19 protein-coding genes are annotated in these 19,181 nt (G+C 63.8%); 10 read left to right on the top strand and 9 right to left on the bottom strand.

Annotated features, from left to right (window positions below; translation table 11 throughout):
• The first annotated feature begins 60 nt into the window (after nucleotides 1–60).
• The gene (locus V3388_RS09785) at nucleotides 61–480 is read left to right on the top strand and encodes a hypothetical protein (RefSeq protein ID WP_336367367.1); all 420 of its coding nucleotides are present in this window, start codon (nucleotides 61–63) and stop codon (nucleotides 478–480) included.
• 92 nt (nucleotides 481–572) lie between these two features.
• Here V3388_RS09785 and V3388_RS09780 read toward each other — a convergent pair whose 3' ends face one another.
• Both V3388_RS09780 and pyrE read right to left on the bottom strand, forming a co-directional pair.
• On the bottom strand, nucleotides 573–1,220 hold the full coding sequence (locus tag V3388_RS09780) for a DUF4124 domain-containing protein (protein ID WP_336367366.1): 648 nt from the start codon (nucleotides 1,218–1,220) through the stop codon (nucleotides 573–575).
• Nucleotides 1,221–1,223: 3 nt separating this feature from the next.
• Nucleotides 1,224–1,862 carry an orotate phosphoribosyltransferase gene (gene pyrE / locus V3388_RS09775; protein ID WP_336367365.1) on the bottom strand — a complete coding sequence of 213 codons (639 nt, stop codon included), beginning with the start codon at nucleotides 1,860–1,862 and terminating at the stop codon, nucleotides 1,224–1,226.
• Between the two features lie 81 nt (nucleotides 1,863–1,943).
• On the opposite strand from pyrE, the gene V3388_RS09770 reads away from it, so the two are divergent.
• Nucleotides 1,944–2,750, top strand: a complete 807-nt coding sequence (locus V3388_RS09770) for an exodeoxyribonuclease III (protein ID WP_336367364.1) — start codon at nucleotides 1,944–1,946, stop codon at nucleotides 2,748–2,750.
• 136 nt (nucleotides 2,751–2,886) lie between these two features.
• On the opposite strand, the gene rph is transcribed toward V3388_RS09770, so the two are convergent.
• On the bottom strand, nucleotides 2,887–3,603 hold the full coding sequence (gene rph, locus V3388_RS09765) for a ribonuclease PH (RefSeq protein ID WP_336367363.1): 717 nt from the start codon (nucleotides 3,601–3,603) through the stop codon (nucleotides 2,887–2,889).
• Nucleotides 3,604–3,763: 160 nt separating this feature from the next.
• Between rph and V3388_RS09760 the strand changes: the two genes are divergently transcribed.
• Nucleotides 3,764–4,630, top strand: coding sequence for a YicC/YloC family endoribonuclease (locus V3388_RS09760; RefSeq protein WP_336367362.1), 867 nt, complete (start codon nucleotides 3,764–3,766; stop codon nucleotides 4,628–4,630).
• Between the two features lie 32 nt (nucleotides 4,631–4,662).
• Here the strand turns inward: V3388_RS09760 and V3388_RS09755 are convergent, their stop codons facing one another.
• From V3388_RS09755 to V3388_RS09745, 3 genes are all read right to left on the bottom strand, one after another.
• Entirely contained in the window at nucleotides 4,663–5,973 is a 1,311-nt protein-coding gene (locus V3388_RS09755) for an arsenic transporter (protein ID WP_336367361.1), read from the bottom strand.
• A gap of 76 nt (nucleotides 5,974–6,049) precedes the next feature.
• Entirely contained in the window at nucleotides 6,050–6,448 is a 399-nt protein-coding gene (gene arsC, locus V3388_RS09750; RefSeq protein WP_336367360.1) for an arsenate reductase (glutaredoxin), read from the bottom strand.
• The gene (locus V3388_RS09745) at nucleotides 6,445–6,777 is read right to left on the bottom strand and encodes an ArsR/SmtB family transcription factor (protein WP_336367359.1); all 333 of its coding nucleotides are present in this window, start codon (nucleotides 6,775–6,777) and stop codon (nucleotides 6,445–6,447) included. The genes arsC and V3388_RS09745 overlap by 4 nt, the downstream gene beginning before the upstream one ends.
• Nucleotides 6,778–6,940: 163 nt before the next feature.
• On the opposite strand from V3388_RS09745, the gene gmk reads away from it, so the two are divergent.
• The 4 genes from gmk (at nucleotide 6,941) to V3388_RS09725 (ending at nucleotide 10,633) form a co-directional block, all read left to right on the top strand.
• Nucleotides 6,941–7,573, top strand: a complete 633-nt coding sequence (gene gmk / locus V3388_RS09740; RefSeq protein WP_336367923.1) for a guanylate kinase — start codon at nucleotides 6,941–6,943, stop codon at nucleotides 7,571–7,573.
• 82 nt (nucleotides 7,574–7,655) lie between these two features.
• Nucleotides 7,656–7,868, top strand: a complete 213-nt coding sequence (gene rpoZ, locus V3388_RS09735; RefSeq protein WP_336367358.1) for a DNA-directed RNA polymerase subunit omega — start codon at nucleotides 7,656–7,658, stop codon at nucleotides 7,866–7,868.
• A gap of 222 nt (nucleotides 7,869–8,090) precedes the next feature.
• Nucleotides 8,091–10,169: a RelA/SpoT family protein gene (locus V3388_RS09730; RefSeq protein WP_442915647.1), complete on the top strand. Its 2,079-nt coding sequence runs from the start codon at nucleotides 8,091–8,093 to the stop codon at nucleotides 10,167–10,169.
• 77 nt (nucleotides 10,170–10,246) lie between these two features.
• On the top strand, nucleotides 10,247–10,633 hold the full coding sequence (locus tag V3388_RS09725; protein ID WP_336367356.1) for a RidA family protein: 387 nt from the start codon (nucleotides 10,247–10,249) through the stop codon (nucleotides 10,631–10,633).
• On the opposite strand, the gene V3388_RS09720 is transcribed toward V3388_RS09725, so the two are convergent.
• Complete coding sequence (locus tag V3388_RS09720; protein WP_336367355.1) at nucleotides 10,626–11,504, bottom strand: NAD-dependent epimerase/dehydratase family protein; 879 nt, start codon at nucleotides 11,502–11,504, stop codon at nucleotides 10,626–10,628. The two genes, V3388_RS09725 and V3388_RS09720, sit on opposite strands and share 8 nt — an antisense overlap.
• Before the next feature lie 74 nt (nucleotides 11,505–11,578).
• On the opposite strand from V3388_RS09720, the gene V3388_RS09715 reads away from it, so the two are divergent.
• From V3388_RS09715 to V3388_RS09705, 3 genes are read left to right on the top strand one after another with little or no spacing between them, the layout of a single operon-like run.
• Nucleotides 11,579–12,535: a hydrogen peroxide-inducible genes activator gene (locus V3388_RS09715; RefSeq protein WP_336367354.1), complete on the top strand. Its 957-nt coding sequence runs from the start codon at nucleotides 11,579–11,581 to the stop codon at nucleotides 12,533–12,535.
• Nucleotides 12,536–12,542: 7 nt separating this feature from the next.
• Nucleotides 12,543–14,618, top strand: a complete 2,076-nt coding sequence (gene recG / locus V3388_RS09710; RefSeq protein WP_336367353.1) for an ATP-dependent DNA helicase RecG — start codon at nucleotides 12,543–12,545, stop codon at nucleotides 14,616–14,618.
• A 12-nt stretch (nucleotides 14,619–14,630) separates the two neighbouring features.
• The gene (locus V3388_RS09705; protein ID WP_336367352.1) at nucleotides 14,631–15,995 is read left to right on the top strand and encodes an aminoacyl-tRNA deacylase and HDOD domain-containing protein; all 1,365 of its coding nucleotides are present in this window, start codon (nucleotides 14,631–14,633) and stop codon (nucleotides 15,993–15,995) included.
• 269 nt (nucleotides 15,996–16,264) lie between these two features.
• Here the strand turns inward: V3388_RS09705 and V3388_RS09700 are convergent, their stop codons facing one another.
• Both V3388_RS09700 and V3388_RS09695 read right to left on the bottom strand, forming a co-directional pair.
• The gene (locus V3388_RS09700; protein WP_336367351.1) at nucleotides 16,265–16,753 is read right to left on the bottom strand and encodes a DUF2489 domain-containing protein; all 489 of its coding nucleotides are present in this window, start codon (nucleotides 16,751–16,753) and stop codon (nucleotides 16,265–16,267) included.
• Nucleotides 16,754–16,787: 34 nt separating this feature from the next.
• Nucleotides 16,788–19,070 (bottom strand): molybdopterin-dependent oxidoreductase, encoded by a 2,283-nt coding sequence (locus V3388_RS09695; protein ID WP_336367350.1) that lies wholly within the window; start codon nucleotides 19,068–19,070, stop codon nucleotides 16,788–16,790.
• Nucleotides 19,071–19,181: the final 111 nt, after the last annotated feature.

Here is a 19,181-nt window from a genome sequence, read left to right as displayed (position 1 = left end):
CCCCCACCGTTTCACAGAACGTTGATGAACACGTTTGAAACCGCAAAGGGAGTAACGACCATGGGTAAACTCAAGACCTACCAAGAGCAGCTTCAGGACATCGTTGAGAAGGGCATCAACGCGGCTGAAGAGCAGCAGAAGAAACTGGCGTCCAAGCCGTTCGAGTACGCCGAGAAGCTGGAGTCCGAAGCGCGTGAATACAGCGTGAAAACCCTGCGCAAGCGTTACGACGGTTACAGCGAAAGCCTGTTCGAGCAGCTGCGCAGCCTGAACGCCCGCTTTGGCAACTTTGCCGCGGACCTGGTGGCGAAGCTGGAAAAAGAAGCGGCTGAAGGCGCTGACGCCGTATCCGACGCCGCCGAAGACGTGGCTGAGGCGGCCCAGGACGCCAAGAAGTCCGTAGAAGCCAAGAAGCCGGCTGCGCGCAAGACCACCGCGCGCAAGACCACTGCCGCGAAGAAGAGCACCGCCTCTGCCTGATCGGCGGACCAGGTGAATAGAAAAAGGCGCCGTTCGCGGCGCCTTTTTTGTTTGAGCGCGACGGTTCCGGTGCGCTCGCAGAAACGCCGTTGTCAGGGCGCTTCTGGCGTCTCCAGAGAGAGCGTGTGGCGTTCGCCGGTAATGGCTTCCAGGCGCCGGATGTCTTCGAGATAGTCCTGCTTGAGCGCCTCGATCTCTTTTTCCTGGCTGGCGATCTCTCGCTCCATGTCACGAATCTGCGATCCCAGGCGGTCGATTTTCTGGAGGGTCGCCTCCGGAATGGCTTGGCCGCTGCGTTCCATATCGGCCGCTTTGCTCTGCTCGGCGTCCAGCTGGGAGGACACCACCGAGATGTTGCCGCGTTTGAGCTGGATCAGTCCCTGCATTTCGCCGATCTTGCGCTGCATCGCCTTCACCGCCTGATCGGGATGGCTGTAGCGTTTGAGCAGCTGTTCGTCGGCCTCGCGCTGGCGGGCCTGCTCGGCCTCCTGGGCTTTGCGGGCTTCCCGCTCGGCGAGCTCTTCCTTGGTGGGCTCAGGCGGAATGGTTTTGACCACGCGGCCATTGCTGCCGAGGATGTCGTAGCCCCGACGGGTGGCTTCCTGGGGAATGGTGTTACCGATGACCACCTGGCCGTTGGCGTCCGTGTACCGGTACATCTGGGCGGCGGCGGTTTGCGGCAGCGCCAGCCAGAGTCCCAGGGTGACGGTGGCACAAACAGGCAGCAGGCGATGGGCCATGGCTCACACTCCGTATTGGTCCCGGTAGCGGGCAACCTGCTCGGCGTGGCCGGAAAACTCCGGGCGGGCCTGCAGGTAGTCGAGGATTTGTTCGAGGCGGATGATGCTGACCACCGGAATCCCGTAGGTCTGCTCGACCTCCTGGATGGCAGAGACCTCGCCGTTGCCACGTTCCTGACGGTCCAGGGCAATGAGTACGCCGGCCGGCGTAGCACCGGCATCGTGGATGATGCCGATGGCTTCGCGAATGGCGGTGCCGGCGGTGATCACGTCATCCACAATCAGAACCCGGCCGTCCAGTGGCGCGCCCACCAGGTTGCCGCCTTCACCGTGGTCCTTCTTCTCCTTGCGGTTGAAGGCGAACGGCTTGCTAGTGCCGGCCAGAGCCAGGGCCAGGGCGGTGGCGGTGGCCAACGGAATGCCCTTATAGGCAGGCCCGAAAAGGATGTCATAATCCAGGCCGCTCCGGTCGATGGCGGCGGCATAGGCTTTGCTTAATGCAACGAGGTCCTCGCCGGTGTTGAACAGGCCGGCGTTAAAAAAGTACGGGCTGATGCGCCCGGATTTGAGCGTGAATTCGCCAAACCGGAGCACATTCCGGCGGATGGCAAATTCGATGAATTCTCGCTGATAGTCGTGCATGGCAAGGCTTCTGGCGGGTCTGTGTCTTTAATTAGTGCGTAAAACCGGTATCATACACACAAACCGAATCAGGGAACACGTATGCGGGTAGTATCGATCAGCGTCAACGGCCTGGCGCAGGCGGTGGACAAGGGTTTCTTCGACTGGCTGGCAGATCAGGACGCTGACGTGGTGTGCGTTCAGGATCACCGCATGCGCGCATACGAAATCGAGGATTACAACCTGATTCCGGAGGGCTACGAGGCCTACTTCATCGACGGCGAGGAGAACGAGCACGGCGGTGTGGGCATCTACACCCGTCATTTCCCCAAGGCCATCATGTACGGCTTCGCCAACGAGCAGGCGGACCGGGAAGGCCGCTTCCTGCAGGCGGATTTTGACAAGGTCTCGGTAGCCTGCGTGCTGGCCCCCTGCGCCCTGGGTCGGGAAGAAGAGCTGATTGGCGACGATGACCTCACGGTGCTGGACCACAAGGACGAGTTCATGGACGCGTTCGGTCTGCACATGCAGAAAACCCTGCGCAAGCGCCGACAGTTCATTTTCTGCGCCAACCTGCAGACCGCCCACCATGTCACCGACGCCAGCCCGCTGTACCACAAGTTCGATTTTTCCGGCTTTCTGCCCCACGAAAGGGCATGGCTGGACCGTCTGTTCGATGAAATGGGCTGTGTCGATGCGTTCCGGGAAGTGAACAAGCAGAGCAGCCAGTTTACCTGGTGGCCGGAACAGGCCGAGGGTGGCCGCCGCAATGCCGGTATCCGGGTGGATTACCAGCTGCTGACGCCGGGCATTCGCAAGAGCATCCGGGATGGCTGGATCGATACCTCAACCCGCTTCTCCGATCACGCCCCGGTGATCATGGATTACGACATCGATATCGGTTTTTAAGTCTGGAGGGCGGCGCCAGTGTGGCGACCTTTCCCCAGACACGCTACGAGCACGTCTATGTGAGCTTGTTTCGGGCCGTCCCTGGCCCTCTACAGTCTGGGGAGAGGTCGCCACACTGGCGCCCCAGACCCGCTTGTTAGCCTTCCAGCGCCGCTTTCTGAATCTCAAACAGCTGCTCAATACCCTGCTTCGCCAGCCCCAGCATGCTGTCCAGCTCGGACTGCTCGAAGGGTGCGCCTTCAGCCGTGCCCTGGATTTCAATGAACCCGCCACGGTCCGTCATGATCACGTTCATGTCGGTTTCCGCCTCCGAATCCTCCGGGTAGTCCAGATCCACAACCGGCGTGCCTTTGTAAACGCCCACGGACAGCGCCGCCACCATCTGCTTCAGCGGAGAGGCCTTCAGCCGCTTTTCCGCGACCAGATAGTTCAAGGCGTCGACCAGGGCCACGCAGCCACCGGTGATCGCCGCCGTGCGGGTGCCGCCGTCGGCCTGGATGACGTCGCAGTCCACCGTAATGGTGTGCTCACCGAGGGCGGAGAGGTCCACCGCGGCGCGCAGGGAACGGCCGATCAGGCGCTGGATCTCCACGGTGCGCCCGCCTTGCTTGCCACGGGCGGCTTCCCGGCCCATGCGGCTGCCGGTGGAGCGGGGCAGCATGCCGTATTCGGCGGTGATCCAGCCCTTGCCTTCGCCGCGCAGGAAGGGAGGGACCTTGTTTTCAACGGAGGCGGTGCAGATCACCTTGGTGTCGCCGAACTCTACCAGCACCGAGCCTTCGGCGTGGCGCGTGTAGTGCCGCGTGATGCGAACGTCTCTGGGCTGTTCCGGAGTTCTACCACTGGGTCGCATAGTGTGTCCTGTCTCTGGTGAAAAGGTCCGGCCGGGGCCGGTATCCGTCGATGCGGGCCGGGAGTATAACACGGATGCCCAGGCCTCCCGGGCGGCGCTCGCGTCGTTCTGGCGTACCCTGCTACACTCCGGCGACTGCCTGAATTGTTGAGGAGCTGACATGATCCGGAGTATGACTGCCTTCGCCCGTCAGGACGCCAGCGGTGAGTGGGGCACGCTGACCTGCGAGATCCGCACGGTCAATCACCGTTACCTCGAGCCGGCGTTCCGGTTGCCGGAGGCTCTGCGCGAGCTGGAAACGCCGTTCCGGGATACCCTGCGCTCCGTCCTGGGCCGGGGCAAGGTGGATGTGTCCATGCGCCTTCAGGCGACGGATGCCGCTGCCAAAGGCTTCGAGATCAACGATGACATCGCCCGCTCCGTCAACGACGCCGCGAACCACATCAACCGGATGCTCGACAACCCGGCCCACATCAGCGCGCTCGACATTCTGCGCTGGCCTGGGGTCCTTTCCGTTCCCGAACAGGATTTTGGCGAGGCCAAGGCCGCCGCGCAGTCGTTGTTTGAAGCCACGGTGAAGGCCCTGGTCGATGTGCGTGAGCGCGAAGGAGAGCGGTTACGGCCGCTGTTCGACGAGCGGCTGTCCGCAATGGCCGAACGAGTGGCCGAGGTACGTGGCCGGATGCCGGACTTGTTGGCTGCCCAGGAGGCGCACCTGCGGGAGCGTTTCGAGAAAGCGCAGGTGGAACTGGACCCGGAGCGGATCACCCAGGAAATGGTGCTGCTGGCCCAGAAAAGCGACGTGGCCGAGGAGCTGGACCGCCTTGATGCCCATATCGCGGAGGTTCGTGACACCCTCAACAGCAACGATGCGATCGGCCGCCGGCTCGATTTCCTGATGCAGGAGCTGAACCGGGAGGCCAATACCCTCAGCAGCAAGAGCCTGGATGCCGCGGTAACCCGGGCGGCGGTGGACCTGAAGGTCCTGATCGAGCAGATGCGCGAGCAGGTGCAGAACCTGGAGTAAGACGCGTCGTCCCGGAACCAGACGCCCCCGGTTCAGCCGCCAGACGCCACCGGCAGCCAAGCGGCCAGGGCCAGCAGCGTCACCAACAGCACCGGCGGTGTGATCAGCAGGCCGATCTTCATGTACTGTCCCCAGGTGATCCGATAGCCCTTGCCTGCCAGCACGTGCAGCCACAGAAGGGTGGCCAGGCTGCCAATGGGCGTGAACTTCGGCCCCAGGTCGTTGCCAATGACGTTGGCGTAGACCATCAGCTCCCGGGTAACCGCCGGCACCTGGGCCTGGTCGATGGCCAGGGCGCCGATCAGGGTGGAGGGCAGGTTGTTCATCAATGAGGCCACAATGGCCGAGAGAAACCCGGTGCCGACGGTGGCGATCACGTTGCCCTGAGCGCCCAGCCAGGTCAGCAGCCGGGCGCCGTGGTCGGTGAGCCCGGCGTTGCCCAGTCCGTACACCACCAGGTACATCCCGACCGAAAACCACACGATCTGCCAGGGTGCGTGCCGCAGAACCCGGCGCACCGGGATGACTGCGCCCCGGCCGCCCTGCCACCAGCGCCCGGCAATGGCCATCAGGGCAATGGCGGCCGCGCCGGTGATCACCGAGACCGGAACGCCGATCGGCTCGGCGAACAGATAGGCGAGCAGCAGCAGGATCAGCATCGGGAACGCGCTGCGGAACACCAGGGGGTCGTGGATAGCGCTGCGGGGTTCGTCCAGGGTGTGCACCGGGTAATCCGTGGCCACCGGTCGGCGAAACGCCAGCCACAGAACGCCCAGGGTGGCCGCCACCGACGCCAGGTTGACCGGTACCATCACGGCGGCGTATTCGCCGAATCCCAGGTTGAAATAGTTGGCGCTGACGATGTTCACCAGGTTGGAGATCACCAGCGGCAGGCTGGCGGTATCCGCCACGAAGCCAGTGGCAATAATGAACGCCAGGGCCGTGGCCGGCGGCACATCCAGGCGCACCAGAATGGCCAGGACGATGGGCGTCAGCAGCAGCGCCGCGCCGTCGTTGGCGAACAGGGCGGAGATCAGCGCACCCAGCAGGATCACCAGGGGAAACAGCCGGCGCCCGCTGCCGCCGCCCAGGCGGGTCACATGCAGGGCGGCCCAGCCAAAGAAGCCGGCTTCGTCCAGAATCAGGGAAATCACGATCAGCCCGACAAAGGTGAAAGTGGCGTCCCACACGATGTGCCAGACCACCCCGACATCGCTCCATTGGACCACCCCCAGCAGCAGAGCGAGCACCGCGCCACCCATGGCGCTCCAGCCAATGCCGAGGCCCCGGGGCTGCCAGATAACGAGGGTGAGAGTGACAATAAATAGAGCAAGGGCGGTCACGGATGAACAAGTCCTGTGTCTGGAGTGGTGGTGGCGTCAGCGGTCTTTGAGTGCGATGACGGGGCGTGGCCGGCGGTCAGCGCCGCACAACCTCGCCGTCCTCCTTGGTGAACGACTCTGGGGGATGATCCAGTAAGTCGAGCACCTGCTCCGACGGGCGGCACAGGCGAACGCCCCGGTCAGTCACCACAATGGGCCGGTTGATCAGAATCGGGTGCGCCATCATCGCATCGATCAATTGGGCATCGGTCATCGTCGGGTCGTCCAGGCCCAGGTCGTCGTAGGGTGTGCTCTTGCGCCGGAGCAGATCCCGTGGCGTGATGCCCATGCGGGCGATGAGGGATTCCAGGGTGGCCCGGTCCGGCGGGGTCTGGAGGTACTCGATAACGGTGGGGTTCTCACCGGAGGCCTGAATCATCGCCAGGGTGTTTCTGGAGGTGCCGCAGTTGGGGTTGTGGTAGATGGTGACGGTCATGGTGGGCAGGCTCCGGTTGATTGAGTGGGTGTGCAGACGTCCGGGTGTCCGCCGCAGCAGTCCTGAACCAGGAACTGCACGGTGGCGTTGACGTGCGCCAGGCTGGCCCGGTACACGATGGTCCGGCTGTGGCGCTGGGAGGTCACCCAGCCAGCTCGAGCCAGTACCGCCAGATGGGCGGACAGGGTGTTATGGGGCACGCCGAGCTGCCGGGCAATATCGCCGGCGGGCAGTCCGTCCGGCTCGGCCCGGACCAAGAGGCGAAAGGCCTGCAAGCGTGTGTCCTGGGAAAGAGCGGCAAAGCTGGAGAGGGCGTCTGATGTGTCCATTCGTCCAATATTATGGACATGTTTTGTGTGCGTCAATCCTGGCCCGGGTCGTGCGTGTGCGGTTGCCTCGGAATGATCGTATAATTGCGCGCTTTATCGCCGCCGGTGCCCGCCGGTCGGTGCGATCCAGACAGTGAACGGGAGCGGTACTATGAGCCGGAGTGTGAGCCAAGGCAGCGAGCAGGGGACGCTTTTTGTCATCTCGGCGCCCTCGGGGGCGGGCAAAACCAGCCTCGTGTCGGCGATGCTCAAAGCGGACGCCCGGCTGGGTGTCTCCATCTCCCACACTACCCGGACCATGCGTGTCGGTGAGCAGGATGGGGTGAACTATCACTTTGTCGCCCGGGAGACGTTCGAGGCCATGATTGGCCGGGGCGAGTTCCTCGAGCACGCCGATGTGTTCGGCAACTATTACGGCACCTCCCAGGTCTGGGTGCGGGAAACCCTGGCGACCGGACAGGACGTGATTCTGGAAATCGATTGGCAGGGGGCAGAGCAGGTGCGCCGGCTGATTCCGGAGTGCGTCAGCGTGTTTATCGTGCCGCCCTCGGCGGCGGTGTTGCGGGAGCGCCTGACCGGCCGCGGAACGGACGCGGCCGAAGTGGTCGAACGCCGGCTGGCGGAGGCAGCGGACGAATGCGCCCATGCTGCCGAGTTTGATTACCTGGTGGTAAACGACAATTTTGATGTGGCCCTGGCGGATCTGCTGGCCATTGTGCGCAGCCAGCGCCTGCGTATGCCTGTTCAGCAGGCCCGCCACGGTGATTTGCTCTCGGCTCTCAGCGCTAACCGCTGACGCGCAGTGCTGTATACAAAGTGATCCGGCCGCAGTAAACTACGCGGTCTGCTGAAATTGTCTTTTTAACGTCGGGGAAGTTATGGCACGAGTTACCGTTGAAGATTGCCTGGAGCACGTAGACAACCGTTTCCAGCTTGTGATGCTGGCCACCAAACGCGCCCGCCAGATTGCCACCCGCGGCTCCGAGCCGATGGTGCCGGAAGAGAACGACAAGCCGACGGTGATTGCCCTGCGTGAAATTGCCGAAGGCAAGGTGTCCCGCGATCTTCTGCTGGAAGACGACGAGGATTGAGCCACGGCTCCCGGGGGGCAGGAGAATTACCTATCCCCGGCCAGACCCCATTGAAATCCCCTCCGGCCGTTTTATAGTGTAGTAACAGAACGTTGCTGGAAGGATCAGGAAGGACCCGGATGCGTGCATTCGGGTTTTTTTGTCCCCGGGATCTAACGGTGTGGAGGCGTAGTGCCCGCAGAGTCTACGGTTGAAGGTCTGGCCCGAGAGCTCAGTACCTACATGGATACTCAGCGCATCAACCAGGTGCGACGGGCCTACTATTACGCCGAACAGGCCCACGAAGGCCAGATGCGCAAGAGCGGCGATCGCTACATCACCCATCCCCTGGCCGTCGCCCGCATCCTCGCCGACATGAAGCTGGACCATCAAAGCCTGATGGCCGCCATGCTCCATGATGTGATTGAAGACACCGGTATCCCCAAGGACGCGCTCATTGAGCAGTTTGGCGATGACGTCGCCGAACTGGTGGACGGGGTCAGCAAACTGACCCAGATCGAGTTCCGCTCCCGGGCCGAAGCCCAGGCGGAAAACTTCCAGAAAATGACCCTGGCCATGGCCCGTGACATCCGGGTGATCCTGGTCAAGCTGGCGGACCGGCTGCACAACATGCGCACCCTCGGCCCCATGCCCTACGAAAAGCGCCAGCGCATTGCCACCGAAACCCTCGATATCTACGCTCCCATTGCCAACCGGCTGGGCATGCACTCCGTGTGTACGGAACTGGAGGACCTGGGGTTTGCGTCCCTGTACCCCATGCGCGCCCGCTACATATCCAAAGCGGTCGAGACCCTGCGGGGCAGCCACCGGGAAATCATCGACGACATCCGCGGTAAGCTGGAAGAAAAACTCCGGGAGCGGGGGTTGCCCGGGCGTATTCTGGGCCGGGAGAAGCACCTGAACAGCATCTACAACAAGATGAAGTTCAAGCACAAATCCTTTCGGGAAATCATGGACGTGTACGCCTTCCGCATCATCACGGACACGGAAGACGACTGTTACCGCATCCTCGGCGCGGTGCACAGTCTGTACAAGCCACTGCCCGGACGGTTCAAGGACTACATCGCCATGCCCAAGGCGAACGGCTACCAGTCCCTGCACACCACCCTGTTTGGCATGCACGTCAACATCGAGATCCAGATCCGCACCGAGGAAATGGAGCAGATCGCCAACAACGGTATTGCCGCCCACTGGATGTACAAGACCGAGCCTTCCGGCGTCATGAGTGTCAACCAGGCCCGGGTGGACCGATGGGTGAAAGGGCTGATGGAAATGCGTGAGCGGGCAGATGACTCACTGGAGTTCATCGAGCACGTGAAGGTGGACCTGTTCCCGGACGAGATTTACGTGTTTACGCCCAAGGGCCGGATTCTGGAGCTGCCCAGCGGCGCCACCCCCGTCGATTTTGCCTACGCTATCCACACGGACATCGGCAATGCCTCGGTGGCCTGCCGCATCAACCGGAAACTGGGCTCACTGAGCCAGCCGCTGCAGAGTGGGCAGACGGTGGAGATCATCACCGCCCCGGGGGCCCGCCCGAACCCCGCCTGGCTCAGCTTTGTCGTCACCGGCAAGGCCCGCAGCAGTATCCGACACGTGCTCAAGACCCAGAAGCGGGTGGAGTCCCTGGAGCTGGGGCAGAGTCTGCTCAAGCGGTCCCTCAAGGGCTTTGGTGTGAAACTCTCGGAAGTCAGCGATGCCCAGAAGCAGGCGGTGGTCAGCCACAACCAGGTGAACACCTTTGACGATCTGGTCAGCGATATTGGCCTTGGCAACCGCATGGCCTACCTGGTGGCCAGACAACTGGTGGCAGGCGCGGACAGCGAACCGCTGGCGGAGACCCGCAGCGCCGAGCGTGCACCGGTGACCATTCGCGGCACCGAAGGTCTGCTGGTTCGCTTCGCGAGTTGCTGCAAGCCGATTCCGGGCGACCCGGTGGTGGGGGTGATGGACTCCGGCAACGGGCTGGTGATTCATTCCGACACCTGTTCCCGCCTGCCCGACGACGATGAGGGCCGTGCCCGGCTGACCCACCTGAAATGGGCCAAGGACATCACCGATGAGTTTTCGGTGGAGCTGAGGGTCGAACTGGAGCGCCAGCGCGGCGTGATTGCCGAGGTGGCGAACGCGGTGGCCATGGCCGACGGCAACATCGAGCGAATCAACGTCGAGGACCAGAACGCCCGTTTCGGACTAGTCAGCCTGGTGGTGCACGTGCACGGACGCAAGCACCTGGCACGGGTGATGCGCCGCATCCGCAACATCCGGGCGGTCAATCACATCAGCCGGGTGCGCCACTGAGGCGACCAAACAGCGGTTGACACTGCCGGCGTGCAGGGGCGAGCATTGGCGTTTTGGAAGAGAGGAACTCTGCAATCATGACCAACAAGTCTGTCATCCAGACCGAAAACGCTCCCCAGGCCATCGGTACCTACTCCCAGGCCGTGAAGGCGGGCGACACGGTGTACCTGTCCGGCCAGATCCCCCTGGTTCCGGAGACCATGGAAGTGGTGGCTGGCGACTTCGCGGCCAAGACGCGTCAGGTGTTTGAAAACCTCAAGGCCGTGTGCGAGGCCGCCGGAGGCGAGCTCAAGGACATCGTCAAGCTGAACATCTACATGACCGATCTGGCCAACTTCGCCACGGTCAACGAGATCATGGCCACCTACTTTCAGGAGCCATACCCGGCGCGGGCCGCCGTGGGTGTGGCGGCCCTGCCCAAGGGCGTTCCCATCGAAATGGAAGCGGTGATGGTGCTCAGCTGAGTGCTGAGATCATTTCCCGATAGCCGGCCCGGAAATTCGGGTAATTAAATACGAACCCGGTATCCCGCAGGCGCTGATTGCTGCAGCGCTTGCTGCCGGCCCGGCCGCCGGTATGGGCATCCTCAGCCGGCGGCGCACACGGCACTTCCCCCCGAACCCAGTCCACCACCACATCCAGGCGAACCGGCTCGTTGTCGCTGGCCACGTACACCGGTGCCAGCGTCTGGCCGCCGAGTGCCAGCGTGGCCAGATGCTCAACCACCCGGGCCGCGTCCACCTCATGAATCCGATTGCTGTAGGGGGCGGGCGCGGTGGGCGCGAGTCGCCCCGCCATCACTTCCTCAAGGAACCGGCCGCGGGTTGGCCCATAGATGCCGCTGAAACGCACCACTGTTGCCGGATGTCCGCTGCCCAGTGCCAGCCGTTCTCCCTCCAGCACGCAGCGACCACTAAAGCGGCGGGGCTCTGTGGGGCTGTCTTCGTTAACCTCGCTGTCGTCATCCTGGGCGTAGACGCTGGTGCTACTGATGAAGAACAGCCGGTGTAGGGGCCCGTTTCCCGAGTGTTTGAGGGCGCTCAACAGGTTGGCCAGCCCGTCCACGTAGGCCGCGCGATAGCCGGCGTCGTCGTATCTGGACGGCGTGAGGCAGTAGATAACCACGTCCAGATGCGACGGCAGCGCGCCAGCGAGGGTGTCCTGCCGGGTCAGATCGGCGCCGATGCCGGTGACACCGTCGGGCACCTGGCCGGGATTGCGGCGCAGGCCAAACACATCGGCTCGGCTCAGCAGTCGGGTGGCGATGGCGCCGCCCAGCTTGCCGCAGCCGGCCACGAGGATGCGTGGTCGAGGGGATGAGTCGGTGATTGCCATAGACAAATTCAATCCTTATGCTTTAACTCATAAACAGATGATCGCCCGATCCGCTCAGATACCGGAGCCGTACCATGACGCTAACCGAGCTACGCTACGTCGTCACCCTTGCCCGAGAGCGGCACTTCGGCCGCGCGGCGGAGCGATGTCACGTGAGCCAGCCGACCCTGAGTGTGGCAGTTAAAAAGCTGGAAGATGAGCTGGGTATTCCGCTGTTCGAGCGCTCCAAGAGCAGCATTCGAGTCACCGAAGTGGGCCAGCGCATCATCGAGCAGGCCCAGCGGGTGCTGGATCAGGTCAACGTCATCAAGGACATGGCCCTCGACGGCAAGAACCAGCTCAACTCACCGCTAAAAGTGGGTGCCATCTACACCATCGGCCCCTACCTGTTTCCGCATCTGCTGCCGGAACTGCGCCGGGCGGCGCCCGAGATGCCACTGTACATTGAGGAAAACTACACCGCCAGCCTGCGTCAGAAGCTGCGTCATTCCGAGCTCGACGCCATCATCATTGCCCTGCCGTTCGAGGAGCCCGAGGTGCTGACGCTGCCCCTTTACGACGAGCCGTTCGTGGTGTTGCTGCCCGGGGATCATCCACTTGCCGCTGAAAAGCAACTCACCGCCGAGCAACTGGCCAAGGAGCAACTGCTTCTGCTCGGCCCTGGGCACTGCTTCCGGGACCAGGTGCTGGAATCCTGCCCGCCACTGGTGGAGGCGGTCACCCGACGCGTTGATACCGGCTCCCCGGCGCTGGTGACGGAAGGCAGTTCCCTTGAAACCATCCGGCACATGGTCGCCTCAGGGCTTGGTATCACCGTGCTGCCGTTGTCGGCGGCTACGGCCATGCAGTATCAGGAGGGCATCCTGGCGGTGCGGCCCTTTGCGCCGCCGGTGCCGTTCCGGACGGTGGCGCTGGCCTGGCGGGTGACCTTCCCCCGGCCGAAGGCGATTGACGTGTTGTCGCTGGCGGCCAGCCAGTGCCGTGTGATCGAAAAGGCCAAAACCGAGTCTCCGGCCGCCGTTGACGGCTGAGCACGCCATGGTCGCCCTCGACGATATTCCGGTCACCCGCCTGAAGGGCGTGGGCGACGCCCTGGCCGGTCGCCTGGCGAAACTCGGAATTGAATCCCTCCAGGATCTGTTGTTCCACCTGCCGCACCGGTATGAGGACCGGACCCGGATCATCCCCATGGGGCGGTTGCGCATCGGCGATGTGGCTGTCGCCGAGGGCGAGGTGGTCAAGGCCGACCTGGTCATGGGGCGGCGCCGCAGCCTGCAGGTGACGCTTCGGGATGCCAGCGGCTTTCTGGTGCTGCGGTTTTTTCACTTCAACGCCGCCCAGAAAAATCAGTTAGCCGAAGGCCGGCGGGTGCGTTGCTTCGGCGAGGTCCGCCCGGGCCGCGCCGGTTTCGAGTTCTACCACCCTGAATATCAGGTGGACCCGCCCCCCATGCCGTCCGGGGAGCAGGCCACCCTCACGCCCATCTACCCCCTGACCGAAGGCATCCAGCAGCCCCGGGTGCGCAGCCTGTGCCAGCAGGCCCTGGGGTATCTTGACCGATACCCGATTCACGACTGGTTGCCGCCTGAGCTGTTGGCGGATTACCAACTGCCGGGCATTACCGAAGCGGTCCGGCTCGTGCACTTGCCCCCCGCCGACGCGCCGGTGCACCTGTTGATGGAAGGCAGGCATCCGGCCCAACAGCGCCTGGTGATGGAAGAACTGCTGGCCCACCAGCTGAGCCTGCTGGAGGTGCGGGAGCGCATTCAGTCACGGGCCGCGCTGCCCCTGTTGCCGGGTGGCGACCTGGCCGAGCGGTTTCTCGATGGCCTGCCTTTCGCCCTGACCGGTGCCCAGAAACACGTGCTGGCGGACATTCGGCAGGATTTGAGTCAGCCCCTGCCGATGCTCCGGTTGGTTCAGGGTGACGTCGGCTCCGGTAAGACCGTGGTGGCGGCCCTGGCGGCGCTGCAGGCCATCAACGCCGGTGCCCAGGTGGCCTTGATGGCGCCCACGGAAATCCTGGCGGAGCAGCATTATGAAAATTTCAGGGGCTGGCTGGAGCCCCTGGGCATACGGCTTGCGTGGTTGTCTGGCAAGATTAAGGGCAAAGCGCGCCAGGAAGCGCTGGCGGCCATTGGCGAGGGCGCCGCGTCGGTGGTCATCGGTACCCATGCGCTGTTCCAGGACGACGTGCGTTTTGATCGCCTGGCGCTGGTGATCGTGGACGAACAGCACCGGTTTGGTGTGCACCAACGCCTGGCCCTTCGCGAAAAAGGCGTGGACGGTGCGCTTGCCCCCCATCAGTTGATCATGACCGCAACGCCGATTCCCCGGACCCTGGCCATGAGCGCCTACGCGGATTTGGATACCTCGGTGATCGACGAGTTGCCACCCGGTCGTAAACCCATCGAGACCATCGTGATTCCCGACAGCCGCCGGGACGACGTGATCGATCGGGTTCGGCAGGCTTGCTCGGCCGGCCGTCAGGCCTATTGGGTGTGTACGCTCATCGAGGAATCCGAAGCGTTGCAGTGCCAGGCGGCGGAGGTGACGGCAGCCGAGCTGGCAGAGCGACTGCCAGGCCTGAGCGTGGGGCTGGTGCACGGGCGCCTGAAGCCCCGGGAAAAAGCGGAGATCATGGCGCGCTTCAAGGCCGGTGAGCTGGACCTGCTGGTGGCGACCACGGTGATCGAAGTGGGGGTAGACGTGCCCAATGCCTCGCTGATTATCATTGAAAACCCGGAGCGATTGGGTCTGGCCCAGCTGCATCAGCTTCGGGGTCGGGTTGGACGGGGGGAGCAGGCCAGCTACTGCGTGCTGATGTACCATCCGCCGCTGTCCGCCAACGGCAAGGCACGATTGCAGGCGCTGCGGGACAGCCAGGACGGTTTTGTGATCGCCGAAAAAGATCTGGAGATCCGCGGCCCGGGTGAGGTGCTCGGCACGCGTCAGACCGGTATGATGCAGTTTCGACTGGCGGATTTTGAGCGGGACAAGGGCTGGATAGAGCCGGTCCGGGAAATGGCCCCCACACTGATGGGCGACAGCCGCCGGGTCCGCGGGCTAATCATCCGCTGGCTGGGCGAAAACATTCGTTACGGTGACGTTTGAACGGAGAGTCCTATGGAATTACCAGTCTCGGTCCAGCAGGCACTCGGCGCTTCCGCGTCGGACGTGTCACTGCGGCGGGTCAGCCAGGCCGATCCGGACACAGTGGTCCGGATGGTGCTGCTGAACGATGAACAGGGGCCGGTGCAGGCGGTCGTCCGTCAGGGTGATCTGATCGACCTGGAACGGCTGAACAAGGCCCTGGGACGAGACCTGCGGCTCATGAAACGCCGGGAGCAGGTGAAGGTCCGGGAACGGGCCGGTCTGGCGGAACTGCCGGCGCTGCCCTCCCTGACCGGCTGGCCTACGGTGGTGGACCAGGCGGTGATCGGCCTGCCGTCGGTCTCTCTGGCGCTGGCGGACCAGGACGTTGCCCTGGTCATGCCGGCCTCCGATTTTCAGGGCCTCACCGCCAATGCCCAGCGGCTGGCCTTCACCACGGCCACGGCCAGCATCCGGGTGAACCTGGACGATGCGGGTAAGGACCGGGATCAACTGCATGTGGCCATCCAGAAATTTACCGGGCTGCGCATCCAGCAGCGCCTTGAGGACACCCTGGAGCTGCCGCCGCTGCCGGAGACCGCCCAGCGCATCATCCACCTGCGGGTGAACCCGAATGCGGTCATGGGGGATCTGGTGGACATCGTCGAGAGCGATCCGAGCCTGGCGGCCCAGGTGGTGAGTTGGGCGTCGTCGTCCTTTTACGCGGCGGCAGGGCAGGTGCGCTCGGTGCACGATGCCGTGTCCCGGGTGCTTGGCTTTGATCTGGTGATGAACCTGGCCATGGGCCTGGCCCTCGGTCGTGCCCTCAAGCAGCCTCAGGATCACCCCGACGGGTACGTGGATTACTGGCAGCAAGCCATCTGGCAAGCCCAGTCCGCAGGCATTCTGGCCAGCATGATGCCCCGCGGGCAGCGCCCGATGTTCGGGTTGGCGTACCTCGCTGGGTTGCTGCACAACTTCGGGTACCTGCTGCTGGCCCAGGTATTTCCGCCCCATTTCCGGCTGGTTTGCCGGTCTCTGGAAGTGAACCCGCACATCGATTCGTCCGTGATCGAGCACCACCTTCTGGGGGTGACCCGGGAGCAGATGGCCGCTCAATTGATGGACAACTGGAGTATGCCGTCGGAAGTGGTACAGGCGATCCGGTACCAAAAGAACGCGGGTTATGAGGGCCCGGAGTCGGTTTACGCCCGGCTGCTATGGCTCGGCCGCCAGTTGCTGACGGCCCGAGGTATCGCTCTTGGCGCGGGCGAGCCGGTCAGCGACGACATGTATCAGAGCCTGGGACTTGAGCGGGAGCGGGTCGAGGCCCAGTTTGATGAGCTGGTGGAAAGCCGGGACAGCGTCATGGCCATGGCGGGCATGATGAATCAGTGACCCTCCGGCTGACTCTGCGCGGGCCGGAGCGCAAAAAAGCCGGCCTCAAGAGGCCGGCAGTGTCACCCGCATAGCGCAGAGTCGTCCAAACGTATCAGGAGAAACAACGGGGAAGCGCGGCGCAGACATCGCGTTTCCCTATCGATAAAGTTAGACCAGCCGGGGGAAAAGGAAAGGCCGTTAACAAAACGTTACAAATATACGGTCTGACCACCCATCCCAACCGTTGACTCTGCGACGATGCCCCCGACCGCGCACGGGCGGTGCCGTCATCCTCCAGCGGGCGCCCGGACATCCTCTGGCTCAAACTGATAATGGCGAATGGCCGTCGCCGCCCGGCGTATTTCGTCTGCGTGCGTTTTTTCGACGTCAAACCGTTCCTCATCCAGCTTTTCAATAAACCGTCGCTCGGTGGCCTGCCGGGCCTCGTGTGTCGGCATGTGGGCGAGTTTGTCGTGGACGGTCTGAAAGATCCGGAATGGCGTCTGGTCCAGCAGGTGCGGGGCCACGTGATCCAGCAGCCCTTTTATGCGCAGGCAGGCCTCCGAGTACTCAATCTGGTCTTCTTCCACCGCCAGGGCCAGCACCCGGATGCTGTCAATCATCCCTTGCCGCCGCTGGCTGCGGAATGCAGCGGCTTTGAGGTCCCGTCGACGGCCCTCCCCAATCACAACCAGCTGTTTACGAATAAATATCGCCAGACAGGCGATGGTTGCCAGCCCGGTGATAATCAGAACCCACTGTAGCCACGGCGGCATGGGTGGTCTCCTCGCAGTTTTGCGTTTGCCGGGCCTACGCGGCACCGGCTTTGATGGGGCGAACGGTGACCCACTGCCCGTTCAGCACCGAGGTACCGGACACGGCATCCGTCTGGTCGTCCGCCAGTACGTCGTTGATGGACGCCCCAGGGTGTGCCTGCGCCACCGATTGGCCGATGCCGCTTCGGTTGTGTCCCCAGCCGTGGGGCACCGACACCACGCCGGGCATCACAGTGTCGGAAATTTCCACCGGAAGCACAATGCGCCCGCTGCCCCCTTCGATCTCCGCCGGCTCGCCAGCGCTGAGTTTCAGTCGCCCGGCGTCGTTCGGGTGGACCAGTAGGGTGCAGCGATCCTTGCCCTTCACCAGCCGGTGGCTGTTGTGCATCCAGGAGTTGTTGCTGCGCACGTGGCGCCGTCCGATCAGTTGCAGCGCATCCGGCTGATTCGCGTCGAGGCGAGCCTGTAGCCGGCCGAGGTCTTGCAGGAACCGCCGGGGTGCCATCTGGATACGACCGTCCCGGGTAAACAGACGGTTCGGCAGGGTGGGGGCCAGCGGCCCCAGGTCGACGCCGTGGGGGTGGTCCTTCAGGGCTTTCAGCGACAGCCCTTTGGGCAGATCGTTCCACGCCCGGTTGACCGGGCTGAGCCCCGCCAGGCCTCGCAGCGGGTGGCGTTTGGGCAACAGGTCCAGAATCAGATCCACCGCCGGTTGCAGCACCGCTCGGGCCGGGCCGGTGTCGGCGCCGTAGGGGCCGGTGCGCAGCAGCAGGTCCAGGATCGGGTCCGGGCCGGCTTGTTTGAACGCGCGCCAGCCAAGCTCCGCCCGCAGGGGCAGGCGGCCACCGGTTTTTAGCTTCTCCAGGCGGTGGGCCAGTTCCAGCAGGATCTGCCAGTCGTGCCGGGCGCCCGGGTCTTTCGGGAACAAGGGTTCGCAGTATCGGGCGACGTTGCGCACGGCAAACAGGCTGAAGATCAGATCGTAATGGCTGCGTTCCAGTGCTGCGGTGGGTGGCAGGATCACGTCTGCGTGGCGGGTGGTCTCGTTGAGGTAATAGTCCACCGACACCATGAAATCCAAGCCGTCCAGGGCCTGGTCGAGGCGCTGGCCGTTGGGGCTGGACAGCACCGGGTTACCGGCCACCGTCACAAAGGCCCGGATCTGCCCCTCGCCCGGCGTCAGCATCTCATCCGCCATGGTGCTGGCGGGGTATTCGCCGGCGAATTCCGGCAGGTCCCGGACCCGGCTGCGGCGTTTGTCAAAGTGACCGCTCTGGCCGGACAGGGCGCCAATCGCCACCAGATCGATGGCCGGCTGGGTAAACAGCACGCCGCCGACGGTATCGAGTTTCCCGGTCAGGATGTTCAGGCAGTACGCCAGCCAGGTGGCCAGGGTACCGAACGCCTGGGTGCTGGTGCCCATGCGGGAATACACCGCCGCCCGTTTGGTGCGGGCGAGAGTGCGAGCCAGTTCGCGGATGTCCTCGGCGGCGATGCCCGTGGTCTCGCTAACCCGCTCCGGTGAGTAGGGCAGGGCCGCGACCTGCAGCAGGTCCACATCCTTGAGCAGACGCTGGGCGGGACCGGCGTCCACCAGCTGCTCGGCAAACAGGGTGTGCACCATCGCCATCAGCAGCAGGGCGTCGGTACCGGGGCGGATAAAATGGAACTCGTCCGCCACCTGGCCGGTCTCGGTGCGCCGCGGATCAATCACCACCAGGCGGCCGCCGCGTTGTTTCATGGCCTTCAGCCGGCCGCGCACGTCCGGCACGGTCATCAGGCTGCCGTTGGAGGCCATCGGGTTGGCGCCGATGCACAGCAGCAGGTCGGTGTGGTCGATGTCCGGGATCGGAAACAGGATCTGGTGCCCGAACATTTCCAGGCTGGTGAGCATGTGGGGCAACTGATCGTTGGAGGTGGCCGAAAACCGGTTCTGGCTGCCAATCGCGCGAAGGAACGGCATGGTGGCTACCAGCGAGCCGTGGTTGTGCACGTTGGGGTTGCCCAGATACACGCCAATGCTGTTGCGACCGTGTTCCGAGCGCACCTGATGCAGCTTCCGGCTGACCAGCTCGAACGCCTCATCCCAGTCCATCTCCTGCCAGCCGTCGGCGGTTTTGCGCATGGGCCGCTTCAGCCGCTCCGGGTCTTCGTGCAGGTCCTGCAGGGCCGTCGCTTTCGGGCAGATGTGGCCCTGGCTCAGCGGGTCGTCCTCATCGCCCCGGATGGACGCAATGCGCCCGTTCTCGACGGTGATGGCGACGCCGCACATGGCCTCGCAGAGGTGGCAGGTTCGAAAATGGGTGCCGTTATCCATGGGATCTCCCGGGCAGACAGACAGGGGTGAACAGGTTATTGGGTTGCATTGTGCAACCAGATTATCAGCTTGGGGGCGGGAAGGGAAAACCGGTGGGTGACGTGGCCCGCA

Origin of the sequence: Marinobacter sp. C2H3 (assembly GCF_037080155.1) — a bacterium.
Classification (GTDB): domain Bacteria; phylum Pseudomonadota; class Gammaproteobacteria; order Pseudomonadales; family Oleiphilaceae; genus Marinobacter.
The sequence above is the reverse complement of the archived record's forward strand: the minus strand, read 5'-3'. Positions and strand labels throughout refer to the sequence as shown.